Source organism: Mesorhizobium sp. RSR565B, assembly GCF_054719465.1.
On the sequence record NZ_JBTTIE010000001.1, the window covers coordinates 1,672,408 to 1,688,168 of the forward strand.

Annotated in this window: 16 protein-coding genes; 9 read left to right on the forward strand and 7 right to left on the reverse strand. The window is 63.9% G+C overall.

The window, feature by feature from the left end; translation table 11 throughout:
• The first annotated feature begins 7 nt into the window (after positions 1-7).
• Positions 8-499: a universal stress protein gene (locus tag ACYG9R_RS08000; protein ID WP_023672856.1), complete on the forward strand. Its 492-nt coding sequence runs from the start codon at positions 8-10 to the stop codon at positions 497-499.
• Between the two features lie 201 nt (positions 500-700).
• Positions 701-1,270, forward strand: coding sequence for a NifU family protein (locus ACYG9R_RS08005; RefSeq protein ID WP_023685140.1), 570 nt, complete (start codon positions 701-703; stop codon positions 1,268-1,270).
• A gap of 182 nt (positions 1,271-1,452) precedes the next feature.
• On the opposite strand, the gene ACYG9R_RS08010 is transcribed toward ACYG9R_RS08005, so the two are convergent.
• Positions 1,453-2,070, reverse strand: coding sequence for a L,D-transpeptidase (locus ACYG9R_RS08010; RefSeq protein WP_023692663.1), 618 nt, complete (start codon positions 2,068-2,070; stop codon positions 1,453-1,455).
• Positions 2,071-2,308: 238 nt separating this feature from the next.
• Between ACYG9R_RS08010 and cueR the strand changes: the two genes are divergently transcribed.
• Positions 2,309-2,728 (forward strand): Cu(I)-responsive transcriptional regulator, encoded by a 420-nt coding sequence (cueR, locus tag ACYG9R_RS08015; protein WP_023823809.1) that lies wholly within the window; start codon positions 2,309-2,311, stop codon positions 2,726-2,728.
• 259 nt (positions 2,729-2,987) lie between these two features.
• Here cueR and ACYG9R_RS08020 read toward each other — a convergent pair whose 3' ends face one another.
• Positions 2,988-3,335: a hypothetical protein gene (locus ACYG9R_RS08020; RefSeq protein ID WP_023823810.1), complete on the reverse strand. Its 348-nt coding sequence runs from the start codon at positions 3,333-3,335 to the stop codon at positions 2,988-2,990.
• 59 nt (positions 3,336-3,394) lie between these two features.
• Between ACYG9R_RS08020 and ACYG9R_RS08025 the strand changes: the two genes are divergently transcribed.
• Positions 3,395-3,895, forward strand: a complete 501-nt coding sequence (locus tag ACYG9R_RS08025; RefSeq protein WP_023713558.1) for an MmcB family DNA repair protein — start codon at positions 3,395-3,397, stop codon at positions 3,893-3,895.
• 53 nt (positions 3,896-3,948) lie between these two features.
• On the opposite strand, the gene nhaA is transcribed toward ACYG9R_RS08025, so the two are convergent.
• The 5 genes from nhaA to ACYG9R_RS08050 all read right to left on the reverse strand — a co-directional run bounded on the left by nhaA (position 3,949) and on the right by ACYG9R_RS08050 (position 10,909).
• Entirely contained in the window at positions 3,949-5,136 is a 1,188-nt protein-coding gene (gene nhaA, locus ACYG9R_RS08030) for a Na+/H+ antiporter NhaA (protein WP_023732524.1), read from the reverse strand.
• Positions 5,137-5,506: 370 nt separating this feature from the next.
• Positions 5,507-6,070, reverse strand: a complete 564-nt coding sequence (locus ACYG9R_RS08035; RefSeq protein WP_023672848.1) for an ActR/PrrA/RegA family redox response regulator transcription factor — start codon at positions 6,068-6,070, stop codon at positions 5,507-5,509.
• 86 nt (positions 6,071-6,156) lie between these two features.
• Positions 6,157-7,482, reverse strand: a complete 1,326-nt coding sequence (locus tag ACYG9R_RS08040; RefSeq protein WP_023823811.1) for an ActS/PrrB/RegB family redox-sensitive histidine kinase — start codon at positions 7,480-7,482, stop codon at positions 6,157-6,159.
• Between the two features lie 32 nt (positions 7,483-7,514).
• Positions 7,515-9,977 (reverse strand): ATP-dependent helicase HrpB, encoded by a 2,463-nt coding sequence (gene hrpB, locus ACYG9R_RS08045; RefSeq protein ID WP_023823812.1) that lies wholly within the window; start codon positions 9,975-9,977, stop codon positions 7,515-7,517.
• Between the two features lie 41 nt (positions 9,978-10,018).
• A complete protein-coding gene (locus ACYG9R_RS08050; protein WP_023694178.1) occupies positions 10,019-10,909 on the reverse strand; it encodes a DMT family transporter in 891 nt (296 codons plus the stop codon).
• 26 nt (positions 10,910-10,935) lie between these two features.
• Between ACYG9R_RS08050 and ACYG9R_RS08055 the strand changes: the two genes are divergently transcribed.
• The 5 genes from ACYG9R_RS08055 (at position 10,936) to ACYG9R_RS08075 (ending at position 15,760) form a co-directional block, all read left to right on the forward strand.
• Positions 10,936-11,634 carry a PIG-L deacetylase family protein gene (locus ACYG9R_RS08055; RefSeq protein ID WP_023711244.1) on the forward strand — a complete coding sequence of 233 codons (699 nt, stop codon included), beginning with the start codon at positions 10,936-10,938 and terminating at the stop codon, positions 11,632-11,634.
• A gap of 254 nt (positions 11,635-11,888) precedes the next feature.
• Positions 11,889-13,220, forward strand: coding sequence for an ABC transporter substrate-binding protein (locus tag ACYG9R_RS08060; RefSeq protein WP_023713419.1), 1,332 nt, complete (start codon positions 11,889-11,891; stop codon positions 13,218-13,220).
• A gap of 227 nt (positions 13,221-13,447) precedes the next feature.
• Complete coding sequence (locus ACYG9R_RS08065; protein ID WP_032886129.1) at positions 13,448-14,395, forward strand: carbohydrate ABC transporter permease; 948 nt, start codon at positions 13,448-13,450, stop codon at positions 14,393-14,395.
• On the forward strand, positions 14,392-15,342 hold the full coding sequence (locus ACYG9R_RS08070) for a carbohydrate ABC transporter permease (protein WP_023711245.1): 951 nt from the start codon (positions 14,392-14,394) through the stop codon (positions 15,340-15,342). The genes ACYG9R_RS08065 and ACYG9R_RS08070 overlap by 4 nt, the downstream gene beginning before the upstream one ends.
• 214 nt (positions 15,343-15,556) lie before the next feature.
• A complete protein-coding gene (locus ACYG9R_RS08075; protein WP_023823814.1) occupies positions 15,557-15,760 on the forward strand; it encodes a hypothetical protein in 204 nt (67 codons plus the stop codon).
• Position 15,761 lies beyond the last annotated feature (1 nt).

Below are 15,761 nucleotides of genomic sequence, written 5' to 3' on the forward strand. Positions count from 1 at the left end.
GATAGACATGGTCTCCAAACGCCTCAGTCGCGAAGCCGGCCATCGCAGGAAATTCCTGACGATCATCGACGACACGCCCGAGTGCGAGCGCGCCGTCGCCTACGCCTCCAAGCGGGCGCAGAGCACCAGCGGCACGCTGGTGCTGCTCTACATCATCACACCGGACGACTTTCAGCACTGGCTGGGCGTCGAGAAGATCATGCGCGAGGAAGCCAACGCCACGGCGCGCGCGGCACTCGACGGCTACGCCAACAAGGTGCGCCAGAAGCTCGGCATCGAGCCCGAGATGGTGGTGCGCGAAGGCAAGCCGACCGAAGAGATCCACAAGCTGATCGAGGAAGACCAGGACATCGCCATCCTGGTGCTGGCGGCAGGTGCCGGCAAGGAAGGACCCGGGCCGCTGGTCGGGGCTGTTGCCGGCAAGGGCGCCGCCTTCCCTATTCCCGTCACGGTGGTGCCGCAGAACCTTTCCGACGAGGAGATTGACAGCCTCGCGTAGAGAGTGATGCGGGAAAGTGTGAAGCGGTTCGGATAACATCACGATCCTGGATTTATAGCCCGCGCGGGATTCCTTCCCAGCCAGCAAAAACATTCCGCCAGCCAGCCATTTTGAGCGATGCGTTTCGCTTGAATGTACAGCCGATTGAGCCTATTTAGAACTATTCCAAACTAGCTGCCCGACTGGGGCACGGAGACGGCCATGTTCATCCAGACCGAATCGACGCCGAACCCGGCAACGCTGAAGTTCCTGCCCGGCAAGGAAGTGCTTGTCGAAGGCACCGCCGATTTCCGCGACGCCGACAGTGCAGCCAGCGCCTCGCCGCTGGCCGGCCGCCTGTTCGAGATCCCCGGCGTGACCGGCGTCTTCTTCGGCTATGACTTCATCACCGTGACCAAGGACGGCCCGGACTGGCAGCACCTGAAGCCGGCGATCCTGGGCGCCATCATGGAGCATTTCATGTCGGGCGCGCCCGTCATGGTCAACGCCGGCCCCGCCGCCGAGACCAGCCAGACCGGCGAATTCTACGACAAGGCCGATGAGCAACTGGTCATCACCATCAAGGAATTGCTCGACACCAGGGTGCGCCCGGCGGTTGCCCAGGATGGCGGCGACATCACCTTCCGCGGCTTCGAGAACGGCACCGTGTTCCTGCACATGAAGGGCGCCTGCGCCGGCTGCCCGTCCTCGACGGCGACGCTGAAGCACGGCATCCAGAACCTGCTCCGCCACTTCGTGCCGGAAGTACAGCAGGTCGAGCAGGTCTCCTAAGACCCCTTCACGCATTCGAGCGAGCAACAAAAAACCGGGCCAGATTGCCCGGTTTTCTGTTTTGGACGTCCGTTGTTGCCTAGACGGTCCGCGTACGAAGGGTAACGCCTACTTTGACCATGATCTTCCCGAAAACCGGTTCCACTTTTCGCTTTCGTGGACCTCGGTTCCGGATCATGGTCCTACATCACGATGACCTTGGCGCCGACCGACGTGCGGTCGTAGAGGTCGATGATGTCCTGGTTCATCAGCCGGATGCAGCCTGACGACATCGCCTTGCCGATCGAATTCCATTCCGGACTGCCGTGCAGGCGGTAGCCCATATCACCGCCCTTGTTGAACAGATACATGGCGCGCGCGCCGAGCGGGTTCTTCAGGCCCGGCTCCATGCCGCTCGCGAACTTCGCTAGCTCCGGCTGGCGCTGGATCATCTGCCGCGGCGGCGTCCAGGTAGGCCATTCGCGCTTCAGCGCGATATGGGCGGTGCCGTGCCATTCAAAGCCTTCGCGGCCGACGCCGATCCCGTAGCGGATCGCCCGGCCGTCGCCTTCGACGAAGTAGAGAAACTTGTTCTGGGTATCGACGACAATGGTGCCCGGCTTTTCCGAGGTGTCGTAGTTTACCTCTTGCCGGTGGTACTTCAGCGGCACCCTCTCGATCGGGATGCGCGGCAGTTGGTAGCCTGCATCGTTCACCGAACCGTAGTTGTTGGTGAACAGCTGCGAGCCGATCGTGCTGCAACCCGAGATCGCGGCCGACAACGCAAGTGCGGCGACGATTGCAAATGACTTCATGCGCATGAAATGGTCCGATGCCCCGCCAAGATGTCGCGACACGTTACGGCCGCTTTTCCTGAAATCATTCATGCTGGCATTTGCTTTGCTTGCCAAGCGCGCGATGCCTATATGCAGGAGCTTACGTGCCGGTAAGCCGTCAACTATGGCATTTCGGCAACAGGACTCACGGGATTGTGAAGGAAAAACAATGGTCGGTCCTGTCGGATAGCCTAGAATCAGGGAACCACATCGAGGAATCACAATGAATGTAGGCGACGCCGCGGCGCGGTCCGGCCTGCCGGCCAAGACCATCCGCTACTATGAAGAGATCGGCCTGATCGCGCCGGCGCGCGCCGGCAATGGCTATCGCAATTATTCCAGCGACGACATCCATCGGCTGGCCTTCCTGCGCCGCGCCCGCAACCTCGGCTTTTCAATCGAAGATTGCCGCCAGCTGATGGCGCTCTACCGGGATCGCAGCCGCGCCAGCCACGATGTGCGCGAGATCGCCGCCGCCCATGTCAGCGCCATCGAGGAAAAGGTGCGCGAGCTGCAGTCGATGCGCACGACCTTGCAGACGCTGATCCAGGCCTGCCATGGCGACGACCGGCCGGACTGCCCGATTTTGGATGATATTGCGGGGGCTGCGCTGCTCGAGAACAGGCCGGCTTCGGCCATATAGGTAGTATCTCGACTGACTAAAATACGGGAACGTCCAAGGGACAAGAACGGAACCAAAGCGGTTACATCAGACCTTTGCGTTCACGGCGCAAGACTTTAGTCCGGCCGCCTTATAGCTAAGAACGGAAGTTGATCGGCGGACGCAGGGGCGTTCCGGAGCAATACCAGACCGCGCCGATACAGATATGGTGCGATCGCGGAAGGCGCTCGGATCAAGTCGTAGCCTCAGTTCTGTAAACCGTATAATCGCCGCCATTCCCCTACGGCTGGGTAGCGCTCGTGAGCAGTGGGTCATCTAGCTCTGCCTTTGTCTTCAGGACGGCATCAACGAGGGAACCGAACTCCTCGACGCTGAATGTGCAACTATCCTGGACCGCTCCCATATGGCTGAGGCGGAAGCGTGCGAATTTCCGGTTTTCGGCTGGGATGCGCTTCACCAGAAACATGAATGAATAGGGACCCGCGATCGCTGAGTACCGGCGCAACTCTTCGGTCGCGGGGAAAAGCCGGTTGATGAATCCCAAAAACCCCATGGTGTCTCCCCTCGTGCCAAGGACCGTGCTTCTTATCATTGCGAGAGAAAATTCGCCTATGGGTTTGTCAACCATACGATCGCCATGGTCACACAGGGTTCAAACCGTGAACAAAATCTGGCATGGTGGCTGCCATGCCGATCATTTCACCGATTCCCCTCAATCCGCTGATCGATGGCCGCCAGTCGGAACGCGCCATGCTGGTGCGGCGTGGCGTGCAGAGGCTGTTGATGCAAATGGGCATGCATGTGCTGCCCGAACTGTCGCTGGCCACCGGGCGGCGCGCCGACCTTGTGGCGCTGACCAGGCAGGGCGACATCTGGATCATCGAGATCAAATCCTCGATCGAGGATTTTCGCGTCGACCGCAAATGGCCTGATTACCGGTTGCACTCCGACCGCTTCTTCTTCGCCACGCATCCCGGCGTGCCCTCGGATATTTTTCCGGAGGAATGCGGCTTCATCCTGTCCGACGGCTACGGCGCCGAGATTTTGCGCGAGGCGCCCGAGCACCGCATGGCCGCAGCAACGCGCAAGGCGCTGATGCTGCGCATTGCACGGGCGGGTGCGGCGCGGCTGCTGGCGGCGGAGCTGGCGGGTGTGGCGGTGCCGGCGCTGGCGGGAGAGAGCGAGTAGACGAAGCTCAAGTTCCTCGCCCCGCTTTGCGGGGGCGAGGAACCCAAGAACACCTACTCCACCACCTCCTCCACCCCTGCCGCCGGCGCCATCAGGAGCACGGCGGCACCCAGCAGCGCTGCAACGAAGGACCCCGCCAGGATGCCGACCTTGACGGCGTCCTGCAGCGCCATGTCGTTGGCGAAGGCGAGCAGGCCGATGAACAGGCTCATGGTGAAGCCGATGCCGCAGAGCAGCGAAATGCCGATCATGTGCAGCCAGCCGGCATTGACCGGCAGGTCGGCGAAGCCGAGCCGGATCGCCAGCGCCGAGGAGCCGAAGACGCCGGCCAGCTTGCCCAGCACCAGGCCGGCGGCAACGCCGAGCGTCAGCGGCTCGACCAGGGCAGAGGCGCTGAGGCCGGCCAGCGACACGCCGGCATTGGCAAAGCCGAAAATCGGGATGACGAAGAACGGCACGATCTTGTGCAGGCCGTGCTCCAACCGGTGCAGCGGCGAATGGTCGAGATCGTGCCCGCTGCCGGGAGAAGTTTTCAGCGGAATGGTGAGCGCCAGCGCCACGCCGGCCAGCGTCGCATGCACACCCGATTTCAGCACGAGCACCCACAGCACGGCGCCGAGCACGAGGTAAGGCGTCAGCCTCGTCACCCGCATGCGGTTGAGCACGATGAGCACCGCGATGACGGCGAAGGCCGCACCGAGATAGGCCAGCGACAGGCCGCTTGTGTAGAAGATGGCGATGATGATGACGGCGCCGAGATCGTCGATGATGGCGAGCGCGGTGAGAAATATCTTGAGCGACGCCGGCACGCGGTTGCCGAGCAGCGACAGTACGCCGAGCGCAAAGGCGATATCGGTGGCGGTCGGGATCGCCCAGCCGGAGAGCGCGGCGGCGTTGTTGCGGTTGATGGCGACATAGACCAGCGCGGGAACCAGCATGCCGCCGGCGGCGGCGACGCCCGGCAGCACGCGGCGCGGCCAGGTCGAGAGCTGGCCGTCGAGCATCTCGCGCTTGATCTCGAGGCCGACCAGCAGGAAGAACACCGCCATCAGCCCATCATTGATCCAGTGCGACACGCTGAGCGGGCCGAGATAGGCGTGGAGAGCGGCGAAATAGGTTTCGGCCAATGGTGAATTGGCGACGATCAGCGCAAGGGCTGCCGCAACCATCAGGATGATGCCGCCCGCCGCCTCGCCATCGAGGAATTCGCGAAGGATGGATTTCGGCTGCTTGTCGCGCATCTGTGCTCCGTTGCCGGGTTTTCCGGCGGCGTTATTGCCGATGATGGGCAAAGGTCGATGGCACGGCAAGCGCAACTGTTTCCAGCGTTGGCGCCCCCCTCATTGTCCTGCCGGACGTTCGTCATTCGAAAAGCCAAGCAGTTGGCTTTTCGTCCGCTTCGCACACCATTCCTCAACTCCCCGCATAGCGACGGGGAGAAAGAGGCAGCTTCAGCCTCGCCGTCGTCTCCTGCAACGCCGGCGATTGGCGAAACCGGCGATGAGAGCGCCCCTCTCCCCCGTCTCTATACGGGGAGAGGATGCCGGCAGGCAGGTGAGGGGCAGCGCTGAGGTTCGGCAATTGGCGGCCGGCGCCGCCGGCGCGTGAACCTCAGCGTGGTGCGCGCTTGGCGAGTATGCGCTGCAGCGTGCGGCGATGCATGTTGAGCCGGCGCGCGGTTTCCGACACGTTGCGGTCGCACATTTCGTAGACGCGCTGGATGTGTTCCCAGCGCACGCGGTCGGCCGACATCGGATTTTCCGGGGGGGCGGCGCGCTCGCCGGCGGTGCGGGTGAGCGCTGCAAACACGTCGTCGGCGTCAGCCGGCTTCGACAGATAGTCGATGGCGCCGAGCTTCACCGCGGTCACCGCGGTGGCGATGTTGCCGTAGCCGGTGAGGATGACGGTGCGGGCATCGTCGCGCTTCTCGCGGATGGCGGCGACGACGTCGAGGCCGTTGCCGTCGCCAAGCCGCATGTCGACCACCGCATAGGCTGGCGGGTGGGCGCGCGCCTTGGCCACTGCCTCCTCGACGCTCTCGGCCGTCTCGACCACGAAACCCCTGGTTTCCATGGCGCGGGCCAGCCGCGTCAGGAACGGCTTGTCGTCGTCGACGATGAGCAGCGAGGTGTCCTCGCCTTCGACCATTGCGCCAATTGCTTCTTCGCCAGTCATTATCTTAAAAAATCCTGCTGCCTTAATTTTACGCAGATATAGTTCCTGAACGCCATTGTCCAATTTTGCCGCCTCCGCCAAGGCTTTTACGCGGTGTCGAACATCGAGATCCCCACCGATTCCGGGTTGAGGAAGACCGTGCGCGGCCACGATATCTGCACGATCGCGCCTTCGCCCAGTCCGCTCGAATTGCGGAAATCGAGCGTGGCGCCGGAGCGTTCGAGCAAGGTCTTGGCGATGAACAGCCCGAGACCCAGGCCACCGCCGGCCTCGTTGCCCTGGCGCGTCGACATATAGGGCTCGCCGATGCGGTCGATGATTTCGGGCGGAAAGCCCGGCCCGTCGTCGATGATCGAGAAGGTGACGTCGAGCTCGTCCCAGCTCCAGCGCACCGTCACACTGGTGCGGGCGAAGTCGACCGCGTTCTCGACGAGATTGCCGAGGCCGTAGATGACGCCGGGGTTGCGCCGTCCCACCGGTTCGGGGCCGACGCGCTCGCCCGGCCGAAGCTTGATCGAGATGCCGAAATCGCGGTGCGGCGCCGTCACCTCCTCGACCAGCGAGGTCAGCGGCAGACGCGACAGATGCGCCTCGCCCTCGGAGGACAGGCTGGTCAGCCGCTTCAGGATCTCGCGGCAGCGCTCGCTCTGCGAGCGCAACAGCTTCACATCCTCACCATATTTCGGATCGTTACCCAGCGCCTTCTCCATTTCCTTGGAGACAAGCGCGATGGTGGCGAGCGGCGTGCCGAGTTCGTGCGCGGCGGCGGCGGCGAGGCCATCGAGCGCCGACAGATGCTGCTCGCGCTGCAACACCAGTTCGGTGGCGGCAAGCGCATTGGCGAGCAGGCGGGCTTCCTCGGCAACGCGGAAGGCATAGATGGCAGTGAAGGCGATCGAGGAAAACACCGCCATCCATATGCCGGCGACATAGATGAATGGCATGGGCAGCGGCGCGCCCTCGTACCATGGCAGCGGCTGGTGGAAGAAGACCAGCAACGTGGCCGCCGCCATGACCAGCGCGCCGAGCACCGCAGTTAACCGCAGCGGCAGCGACGCCGCCGAGATGACGACGGGCACGGTCATCAGCACCGAGAACGGGTTGGTGAGGCCGCCAGTCAAAAAGAGCAGGCCGGCAAGCTGCAGGCTGTCGAAGGTCAGGATGAAAAAGGCTGAGAACGGGGTCAGCCGGTGCGCTGCCGGATAGCGGAAGGTCAGCACCAGGTTAAGCCAGGCCGAGCAGGCGACCAGCGCGAAGCAGAGGCTGACCGGCAGCGGGAATTTGAGCCCATAGGCGACGACCAGCACCGCCAGGCTCTGGCCCACGATGGCCAGCCAGCGCAGCCGGATCAGCGTGTTGAGGCGCAGCCGCTGGCTTTGCTGGAAGTCTGGCGCGTGCACGATGTTGATCATGGCCAAGGATTATAGCCGGGAAAGGACGAGCGCTAGGTCCCTCGCGGTTTGGCGCGGGCGGTGGCCGCAGCGAGCAGCGGATTTTCCGGCCAGACATGGCGGGGATAGCGGCCGCGCATGTCGGTGCGCACATCGGCCCAGGAGCCGCGCCAGAAGCCGGGCAGGTCGCGCGTCGTCTGGATTGGCCGGTGCGCCGGCGACAACAGCTCGAGCGTCAGCGGCACGGTGCCGTTGGCGACTGCCGGATGGCGGTCAAGGCCGAATAGTTCCTGCACGCGGATCGCCAGCACCGGCCATTCGCCGTCATAGCGGATCGGCACATGGCTGCCGGACGGCGCGTCGAAATGGGTCGGCGCCAGTGTGCCGATCTTGCGCTGCAAATCATGCGGCACCAGCGCCATCAGGCCCGATGACAGCGTGCCGGGGTCGATGGCGGCGAAGGACGCCTTGCCCGACAGGAACGGCAGCAGCCAGTCGTCGAGGCGTTCGAGCAGGGCGGCTTCCGAAACATCGGGCCAAGGCGCGCCTAGGCCGCGATGCAGCCAGCCAAGCCGTTGGCGCAGCGTCTCGCCGTCCTTGCTCCATTCCAGCAGCGACAGGCCGTGCTCGCGCAAGGCATCCAGGATGGCGCGGTCGGCGTCTGTTCCAGTTGGTGCGGGCAGCATGCGCTCCGACAAAGTGATGGCGCCGAGCCTGGCGGTCTCGCGCACGCGCACCGCGCGCCGCTCGCGGTCGAAGCTTGTCTCGCGGCGCGTCTCGATCCTGTCGGCGAGAGCGGCACGGATGTCGGTCTCGTGGACCGCGGCCGCGGCGGTTATACGGGCGTTTTGCGCCTTGCCTTGCAGATCGGCGACGACCAGCCAGGTCTCACCGGCCAGCGGATCGGCGGCTTCGAGCATGGCGCCGGAGCCGTTGGCGAGCACGAAACGCCCGCGCTCGCCGCGCGCTCTGGCGACACGGTCCGGCCAGGCGTGGATGAGGAGAAGACCGGCAGAAGCGGTTTCGCTGCTCTTGGGGCCGCCCGCCTCCTTCGCCAATCGCCCGGCAAGCTGCCTTGCCGCAACGGCGCGCGGTGACTTTTCGGTGCGGAAGCGCATCAAGCGCCGTTCGAGGTCGGCGCCGTCGCCGCCGAGACCACGCTCGGTGAGCAGGACGGCTAGCATCGCAGCCTCGAGCGCTTGGCCGCCGCCAGCGGCTTCAGCGACCATGTGTGCGAGCCGCACGGGCAGGGCCAGCTTGCGCATCGCGCCGCCCGCCTCCGTCAGCCGGCCGGCCGCATCGATGGCGTGCAGCGCCAGGAGCAGCGCCCGCGCCTCGTTGAGCGCGGGAATGGGCGGCGGATCGAGGAAGGACAGGCTTGCGGGATCGGCGACGCCGAAGGCGGCGCAATCGAGCAGTAGGCCGGACAGGTCGGCTTCGAGAATCTCGGGTGGGGTGAAGGCGGGAAGGGCCGCCGTCTGCTCGGCCCGCCACAGGCGGATGGCGACGCCTGGCTGTGTACGCCCGGCGCGGCCGGCACGCTGATCGGCCGACGCCCTGGAGACACGCACCGTCTCCAGCCGCGTCAGGCCGCTCGCCGGTTCGTATCGTGGCAGCCGCGACAGGCCGGAATCGATGACGACGCGCACGCCGTCGATGGTGATCGAGGTCTCGGCGATCGACGTCGCCAGCACCACCTTGCGGCGGCCGGGCGGCGCCGGTTTGATGGCGGCATCCTGCGCCCTGTTGTCGAGCTGGCCGTAGAGCGGCACGATGTCGGTGTCGGCGCCGAGGCGGCCCTGCAGCCGCTCGGCGGTGCGCTCGATCTCGCGCTGGCCGGGCAGGAAGGCGAGCACGCTGCCGCTCTCCTCGGCAAGGGTGGAGCGGATAGCCTTGGCCATGGTGTCTTCGACGGGAACGCCGGCCGGCCGTTCGTCGTAACGGATGTCGACGGGAAAGGCGCGGCCTTGGCTTTCGATCACCGGGGCGCCGGACAGGAGTTTCGCGACGCGCGCGCCATCGAGCGTTGCCGACATCACCAGCAGCCGCAAATCCGGCCGCAGCGCGCCCTGCACGTCGAGCGCCAGCGCCAGGCCGAAATCGCCGTCGAGCGAGCGCTCGTGGAATTCGTCGAAAATCACCGCCGAGACGCCGGGCAGCTCGGGATCGTCTAGGATCATGCGCGCCAGGACGCCTTCGGTGACGACCAGGATTTTTGTCCGGGCCGATGTGCGGTTTTCCATGCGCATGGCATAGCCGACAGTGGCGCCGGGCTCTTCATCAAGCAATTCGGCCATGCGGCGGGCGGCGGCGCGGGCGGCGAGCCGGCGCGGTTCGAGCAGGACGATCTTGCCGGCGACCAGCCAGGGCGCATCGAGCAGCGCCAGCGGCACCAGCGTCGTCTTGCCGGCGCCGGGCGGCGCCATCAGGACGGCGCTGTTGCCGGAGCCGAGCGCCTCGCTCAGGGCCGGCAGCACGGCGGATACCGGAAGCTCCGGCAAGGATCTCGTCGTCATTGCGTCCGCATATCAGCGGTCACTATGGCCATGCAACCGGATCAAAGCCTCGTGCGCGCAAACGGGTTCCAGCGCACCGTGCCCAGCCGCACCTCCTCGCGCACCATGGTGAGCAGGCCGGACGCGCCAACGACGGCCAAGCCGACCAGCGATATCCAGTCCGGATACTCCTGGAAGAACAACGCACCGAGGATCACCGCCCAGACGATCTGCGAATAATGCGTCGGCGCGATGCGGTTGGCCGGTGCGTATTTGGCGGCCAGCAGCTGCAGCAATTGGCCGCCGGCGGTAAAGGCGCCGCCCAGCACCAGCCACAGCAGTTGCATGGCGTTGGGGAGGGTGAACGATGTGGCGATGGTGCCGGCCCCGTTGAACAGCAGCCCGTAACCGATGAGCACGCCGAGCATGGTGGTGCGCTTTTCCTGCTGGGCGAGCGACCGCATCAGGATGACGCTGGCCGCGGCAAGGAAGGCCACCGTGAACGCGGCAAGGTGTCCGAGATGCAACTCGCGAAAACCTGGCCGCACCACCAGCATGACGCCTGCAAAGCCGGCAACCACCGCCAGCCAGCGCCATGGACCGACCTTTTCTTTCAGGATGACGGTCGAGAGAATGGTAACGCAAAGCGGCGCCAGGAAGATCAGTGCATAGGTCTCGGCCAGCGGAATGGTGGTGAAGGCGTAGACGCTGAGCACGCCCGAGGCGATGCCGGCCCAGGCGCGGGCCTGCACCGCCCATGGCCGCCCGGTGCGCCAGAAGTCGCGCCAGCGCTCATCGACTGGGCGGCTGAAAAACAGGAAGCAGCCGGCAAACAGCGTGATGAAGAAGCCGATCTCGAAGACGGTGAACTGTCCGCCAAGGCTCTTGATAACGGCATCGCTGCACGAATAGCTTGCATAGGCGATGAGGGCGAGCAGGATTCCGTTCGTCACGTTTTTCCATTTCCGGGGAGAGTGCAGTGAAGGTATTGGCGCTCGGCGCGCATCCCGACGACATCGAGATATTCATGTTCGGTACGCTGGCTGCCTATGCCACGCAAGGCGCAGAACTGACTTTTGCCGTGGCCACGGATGGCGCCAGGGGCGGCATGGGCGACCCGAGCGTTCTGGCTCGTGTCCGCCGCGACGAGGCGGCGACCGCTGCGGCGTTGCTCGGCGCAACCCTTCGCTTTCTCGACTTCCCCGACAGCGAACTGGTGGCCGATGCGGCGCTGATCGCTTCGCTGAAAGCGCTGATACGCGAGACAGCGGCGGATCTGGTGATCACGCATGCCCCCAACGACTATCACGCCGACCATCGCGCTTTGTCGGACGGCGTGCGCATCGCGGCCTCGTTCGGCGTCCCCGTGCTGCATGCCGACACAATGGGCGGCACCGGCTTTGCGCCGACGCATTATGTCGACATTTCCGCCTACGGCGATATCAAGACGCAGGCGATCCGCGCGCACCAGTCGCAGTGGCCGGAGCAGTATGTCGACAGAGCGCGCGTCCAGAATGAGTTTCGCGCCGGGCAATGCAACAGCGTTCCCGGCTCCCTGGCCGAGGCCTTCCGATTCGAGCCGACATTTCCCTTCGCCGACATCCGCGCGCTGCTGCCGCCCGCGCCCCCTGTTCGGCCGGTGACGCCGCAGACGAAAATTATAGGCGACCCCGGCTAAGCAACTTCCGGGCGAGCCGTCCGGCAATCATTTCCCAACGATTTCAATCGCCGTTTCGCCATGTTGCGGCGCAGCGACGAATTCGCTTGCCTTGTTTAGTAAAAATTGCATCACTAAACAAATTACTAAACATCTGCGGCGCACCGCGCCGCCCTGGCGACGCATAGCGCGCCGTGTTTAGCCCCTCGGAGGAGCGAGGGTTGAGGGGTTCTTGAAACGGCCATCCGGGCGCGTTTCGCAAATGGGAGGAAGGCATGAAATCGAGCTTGAAACTGGCGTTGGGACTGACCTCGGCGATTACCGCGTCGACAGCCGTCTCGAACGTTGCGCACGCTGAAGACCTGACGCTTTGCTGGGCCGCCTGGGATCCGGCAAACGCGCTGGTCGAACTGTCCAAGGATTTTACCAAGGAAACCGGCATCGGCATGAAATTCGAATTCGTGCCGTGGACCAACTATGCCGACCGCTTCCTCAACGAGCTCAACTCGCACGGCAAACTGTGCGACCTGATCATCGGCGACAGCCAGTGGATCGGCGGCTCGGCCGAGAACGGCCACTACGTCAAGCTGAACGACTTCTTCGACAAGGAGAAGATCAGCATGGACGACTTTGTGCCGGCAACAGTCGTCGGCTATTCCGAATGGCCGAAGAACACGCCGAATTACTGGGCGCTGCCGGCCATGGGCGACGTCGTCGGCTGGACCTACCGCAAGGATTGGTTCTCCAAGCCGGAGCTGCAAAAGGAATTCAAGGAAAAATATGGCTGGGATCTCGGCCCGCCGACCACCTTCGACCAACTGAAGCAGGTCGCCGAATTCTTCCAGAAGCGCGAGATCGACGGCAAGACCGTCTATGGCGCTTCGATCTACACCGAGCGTGGCTCGGAAGGCATCACCATGGGCGCCATGGACGTGCTCTACAGCTACGGCTTCCAGTATGAAAACCCCAAGAAGCCCTACGAGATGGAAGGCTTCGTCAATTCGCCAGACGCGGTCAAAGGCCTGGAGTTCTACAAGTCGCTCTACGATTGCTGCACGCCTCCGGGTGCCTCGAACAGCTATATGGGCGAAGGCGTCGACGCCTTCAAATCCGGTCAGGTGGCCATGCACATGAACTTCGCCTTCACCTGGCCCGGCCTGCAGAAGGACGAGAATGTCGGCGGCGACAAGATCGGCTACTTCGTCAATCCGAAGGGTCCCGGCGGCGCCCAGTTTGCGCAGCTTGGCGGCCAGGGCATTTCGGTCGTGTCCTATTCAGACAAGCAGGAATCGGCGCTGAAATACATCAAGTGGTTCGCCAACAAGGATGTGCAGGCCAAATGGTGGTCGCTCGGCGGCTATTCCTGCCTGAACGCGGTGGTCAAGGACCCGGCCTTCCCGTCCAGCCAGCCTTATGCGCAGACCTTCCTCGACTCGATGGCGATCGTGAAGGACTTCTGGGCCGAGCCGAGCTACGCACCGCTGCTGCAGGCGTCGCAGAAGCGCTTCCACGACTATGTCGTTGCCGGCCAGGGTTCGGCCAAGGACGCGCTTGACGGCCTGGTCAAGGACTGGACGCAAGTGTTCCAGGACGACGGCAAGATGTAACCGGACCAACGGCTCCTCCCGAGCCTGACCCCAGAGGCGGATGATTTTCAGGCCGAATCGACCAGAAATCATCCGCCTCGGGCTAAAAAGAGAGAGAGCATGATGTCGTCCGAAACCGCTTCACACTTTTCGGCTTCATGCTCTTGGTCCCGTGCCGCCCTTGGCACGGGACGCAGTTCAGATAAATTCCAGTGTCGAGACTTGACGTGACCGAAGCAGGACTCACCATGCTCAATCGGACTGCGGAGAACGTTGCCCGGGCGACCCCGGAGCCGTTGGCCCGCAAGGTCCGGGGCATCAGCGACAAGGGCCTCGCCTGGCTGTTCATCTCGCCGACGATCCTGTTGCTCTTGGCCATCAACATCTTCCCGCTGTTCTGGGCGATCTACCTGTCCTTCACCAACTTCCGGGCGAACCGCCCGAACGAGGTGGTGAAGAACCTCGGCTTCGCCAATTACCAGCGCATCCTCGGCGACCAGGACATCTGGATCGCCATGCAGACGACGGCGCATTTCGTGTTCTGGACGATCCTGCTGCAGACGCTGATCGGTTTCACGCTGGCATGGCTGATCGACAGGAAGTTTCGCGGCCACGCCTTCTGGACGACCATCATCCTGGTGCCGATGATGCTGTCGCCGGCGGTGGTCGGCAATTTCTGGCGCTTCCTCTACGAGCCGCAGATCGGCCTGTTCGCCTATGCCATCTCGTTCGTCACCCGGATAGCACCGACCGACATCCAGATGCTGTCCAACGTGTCGCTGGCGCCGTGGTCGATCATCATCGTCGACACCTGGATGTGGACGCCCTATGTCATGCTGATCTGTCTCGCCGGCCTGCGCTCCATCCCCGAATACATCTATGAAGCCGCCGAGGTCGACCGCGCGTCCAACTGGCGGCAGTTCTGGTCGATCACGCTGCCCATGGCGCTGCCCTTCATCATGCTGGCGGTGCTGTTTCGCGGCATCGAGAACTTCAAGATGTTCGACATGGTCAACCTGCTGACCGGTGGCGGGCCGGGCTCGACCACCGAGGTCGCCTCGATCACGCTGAAGCGGCAGGCCTTCGAGAGCTGGCGCACCGGATATTCCTCGGCCTTCGCCATCATCCTGTTCGTCGCGGTGTTTGGGCTGGCCAACATCTACGTCAAGGCGCTGAACAAGGTGAAGCAGAGATGAGCCTGACCACCGCCCACTCCGTCGTCGCCCCCTCGGCCAATTCGAAGCGGATCGCCGGCACGATCATCGTGCTCTACGCGCTGATCTCGATCGTGCCGTTGCTGTGGATCTTCGCCACCAGCTTCAAGACGCCGCCGGATTCGATCGCCTATCCGCCCAAGATTCTGTTCCAGCCGAGCATCGAGGGCTATTGCAACCTGTTCACGACGCGCACCAGGCAAACGCCCGAGTATATCAACTCGCTCGGACCCGCGACCGGTTTCTGCGACGAGACCTCGCGCAAGCGCAACATGGTGATTGCCGGCCCGTCCAATTTCCTGCCGCGCTTCGTCAATTCGCTGATAATCGCCTTCGGCTCGACCTTCTGCGCGGTCTTCCTCGGCACGCTGTCTGCCTATGGTTTCTCGCGCTTCAAGGTGCCGCTGGCCGATGACCTTCTGTTCTTCATCCTGTCGACGCGCTTCATGCCGCCGATCGCGGTCGCGATTCCCATCTACCTGATGTACCGCGAGCTCGGCCTGTCCGACACCGCGCTGGGCATGATCCTGCTCTACACGGCGGTAAACGTGTCGCTGGCGGTGTGGCTGCTGAAAGGCTTCATCGACGAGATCCCGCGCGAGTATGAGGAAGCGGCGATGATCGACGGCTACACCAGGCTGCAGGCCTTTTGGCGCACCGTGCTGCCGCAAGCGACTACCGGCATCGCCGCGACCGCCATCTTCTGCCTGATCTTCGCCTGGAACGAATATGCGTTCGCCGCACTCCTGACCTCCGGCACCGCGCAGACCGCGCCGCCCTTCATCCCGACCATCATCGGCGAAGGCGGCCAGGACTGGCCGGCGGTGGCGGCCGGCACGACGATCTTCCTGGTGCCGATCCTGGTCTTCACCATCCTGCTTCGCAAACAATTGCTGCGCGGCATCACCTTCGGCGCGGTACGCAAATGATTGGTGTGTCAAGTCGACCCCCACTCCGTCGAGCTTCGCTCGACACCTCTCCCCCGATCGACGGGGTAGAGGAAGGACGCGAACTTCATTCAGGCAGGCTGCCTTCCTCTCCCTCCGGAGGGGGGAGAGGTGGCGCTGCGAAGCAGCGACGGAGTGAGGGAACCACCTGGCAACCGTCTCGCCCCGTTGCCGGGCAGATGGAAGGCAGCTACGCATGACGCGCCCAGCCATCTTCAAAAAGTCATCCTGGCCCCGCTGGGCCCGGCGCGGCCTCATGGAAAACATTGCGACGGCGCTCATCGCCGTCGGCTTCCTGATGCTGTTCCAGCCCTTCGCGCTGGCGCTCTACACCTACTCCTTCATCACCATGCTCGCCGGCACGGTGATGTTCATCATCGTCTCGAAGTTCCCGGAATAAT

Bases quoted from the DNA above. Each gene is read 5' to 3' on its own strand.
- ACYG9R_RS08000 (WP_023672856.1), top strand. From the start codon at position 8: ATGGTCTCCAAACGCCTCAGTCGCGAAGCCGGCCATCGCAGGAAATTC.
- ACYG9R_RS08005 (WP_023685140.1), top strand. From the start codon at position 701: ATGTTCATCCAGACCGAATCGACGCCGAACCCGGCAACGCTGAAGTTC.
- ACYG9R_RS08010 (WP_023692663.1), bottom strand. From the start codon at position 2,070: ATGCGCATGAAGTCATTTGCAATCGTCGCCGCACTTGCGTTGTCGGCC.
- cueR (WP_023823809.1), top strand. From the start codon at position 2,309: ATGAATGTAGGCGACGCCGCGGCGCGGTCCGGCCTGCCGGCCAAGACC.
- ACYG9R_RS08020 (WP_023823810.1), bottom strand. From the start codon at position 3,335: ATGGTTGACAAACCCATAGGCGAATTTTCTCTCGCAATGATAAGAAGC.
- ACYG9R_RS08025 (WP_023713558.1), top strand. From the start codon at position 3,395: ATGCCGATCATTTCACCGATTCCCCTCAATCCGCTGATCGATGGCCGC.
- nhaA (WP_023732524.1), bottom strand. From the start codon at position 5,136: ATGCGCGACAAGCAGCCGAAATCCATCCTTCGCGAATTCCTCGATGGC.
- ACYG9R_RS08035 (WP_023672848.1), bottom strand. From the start codon at position 6,070: ATGACTGGCGAAGAAGCAATTGGCGCAATGGTCGAAGGCGAGGACACC.
- ACYG9R_RS08040 (WP_023823811.1), bottom strand. From the start codon at position 7,482: ATGATCAACATCGTGCACGCGCCAGACTTCCAGCAAAGCCAGCGGCTG.
- hrpB (WP_023823812.1), bottom strand. From the start codon at position 9,977: ATGACGACGAGATCCTTGCCGGAGCTTCCGGTATCCGCCGTGCTGCCG.
- ACYG9R_RS08060 (WP_023713419.1), top strand. From the start codon at position 11,889: ATGAAATCGAGCTTGAAACTGGCGTTGGGACTGACCTCGGCGATTACC.
- ACYG9R_RS08065 (WP_032886129.1), top strand. From the start codon at position 13,448: ATGCTCAATCGGACTGCGGAGAACGTTGCCCGGGCGACCCCGGAGCCG.
- ACYG9R_RS08070 (WP_023711245.1), top strand. From the start codon at position 14,392: ATGAGCCTGACCACCGCCCACTCCGTCGTCGCCCCCTCGGCCAATTCG.
- ACYG9R_RS08075 (WP_023823814.1), top strand. From the start codon at position 15,557: ATGACGCGCCCAGCCATCTTCAAAAAGTCATCCTGGCCCCGCTGGGCC.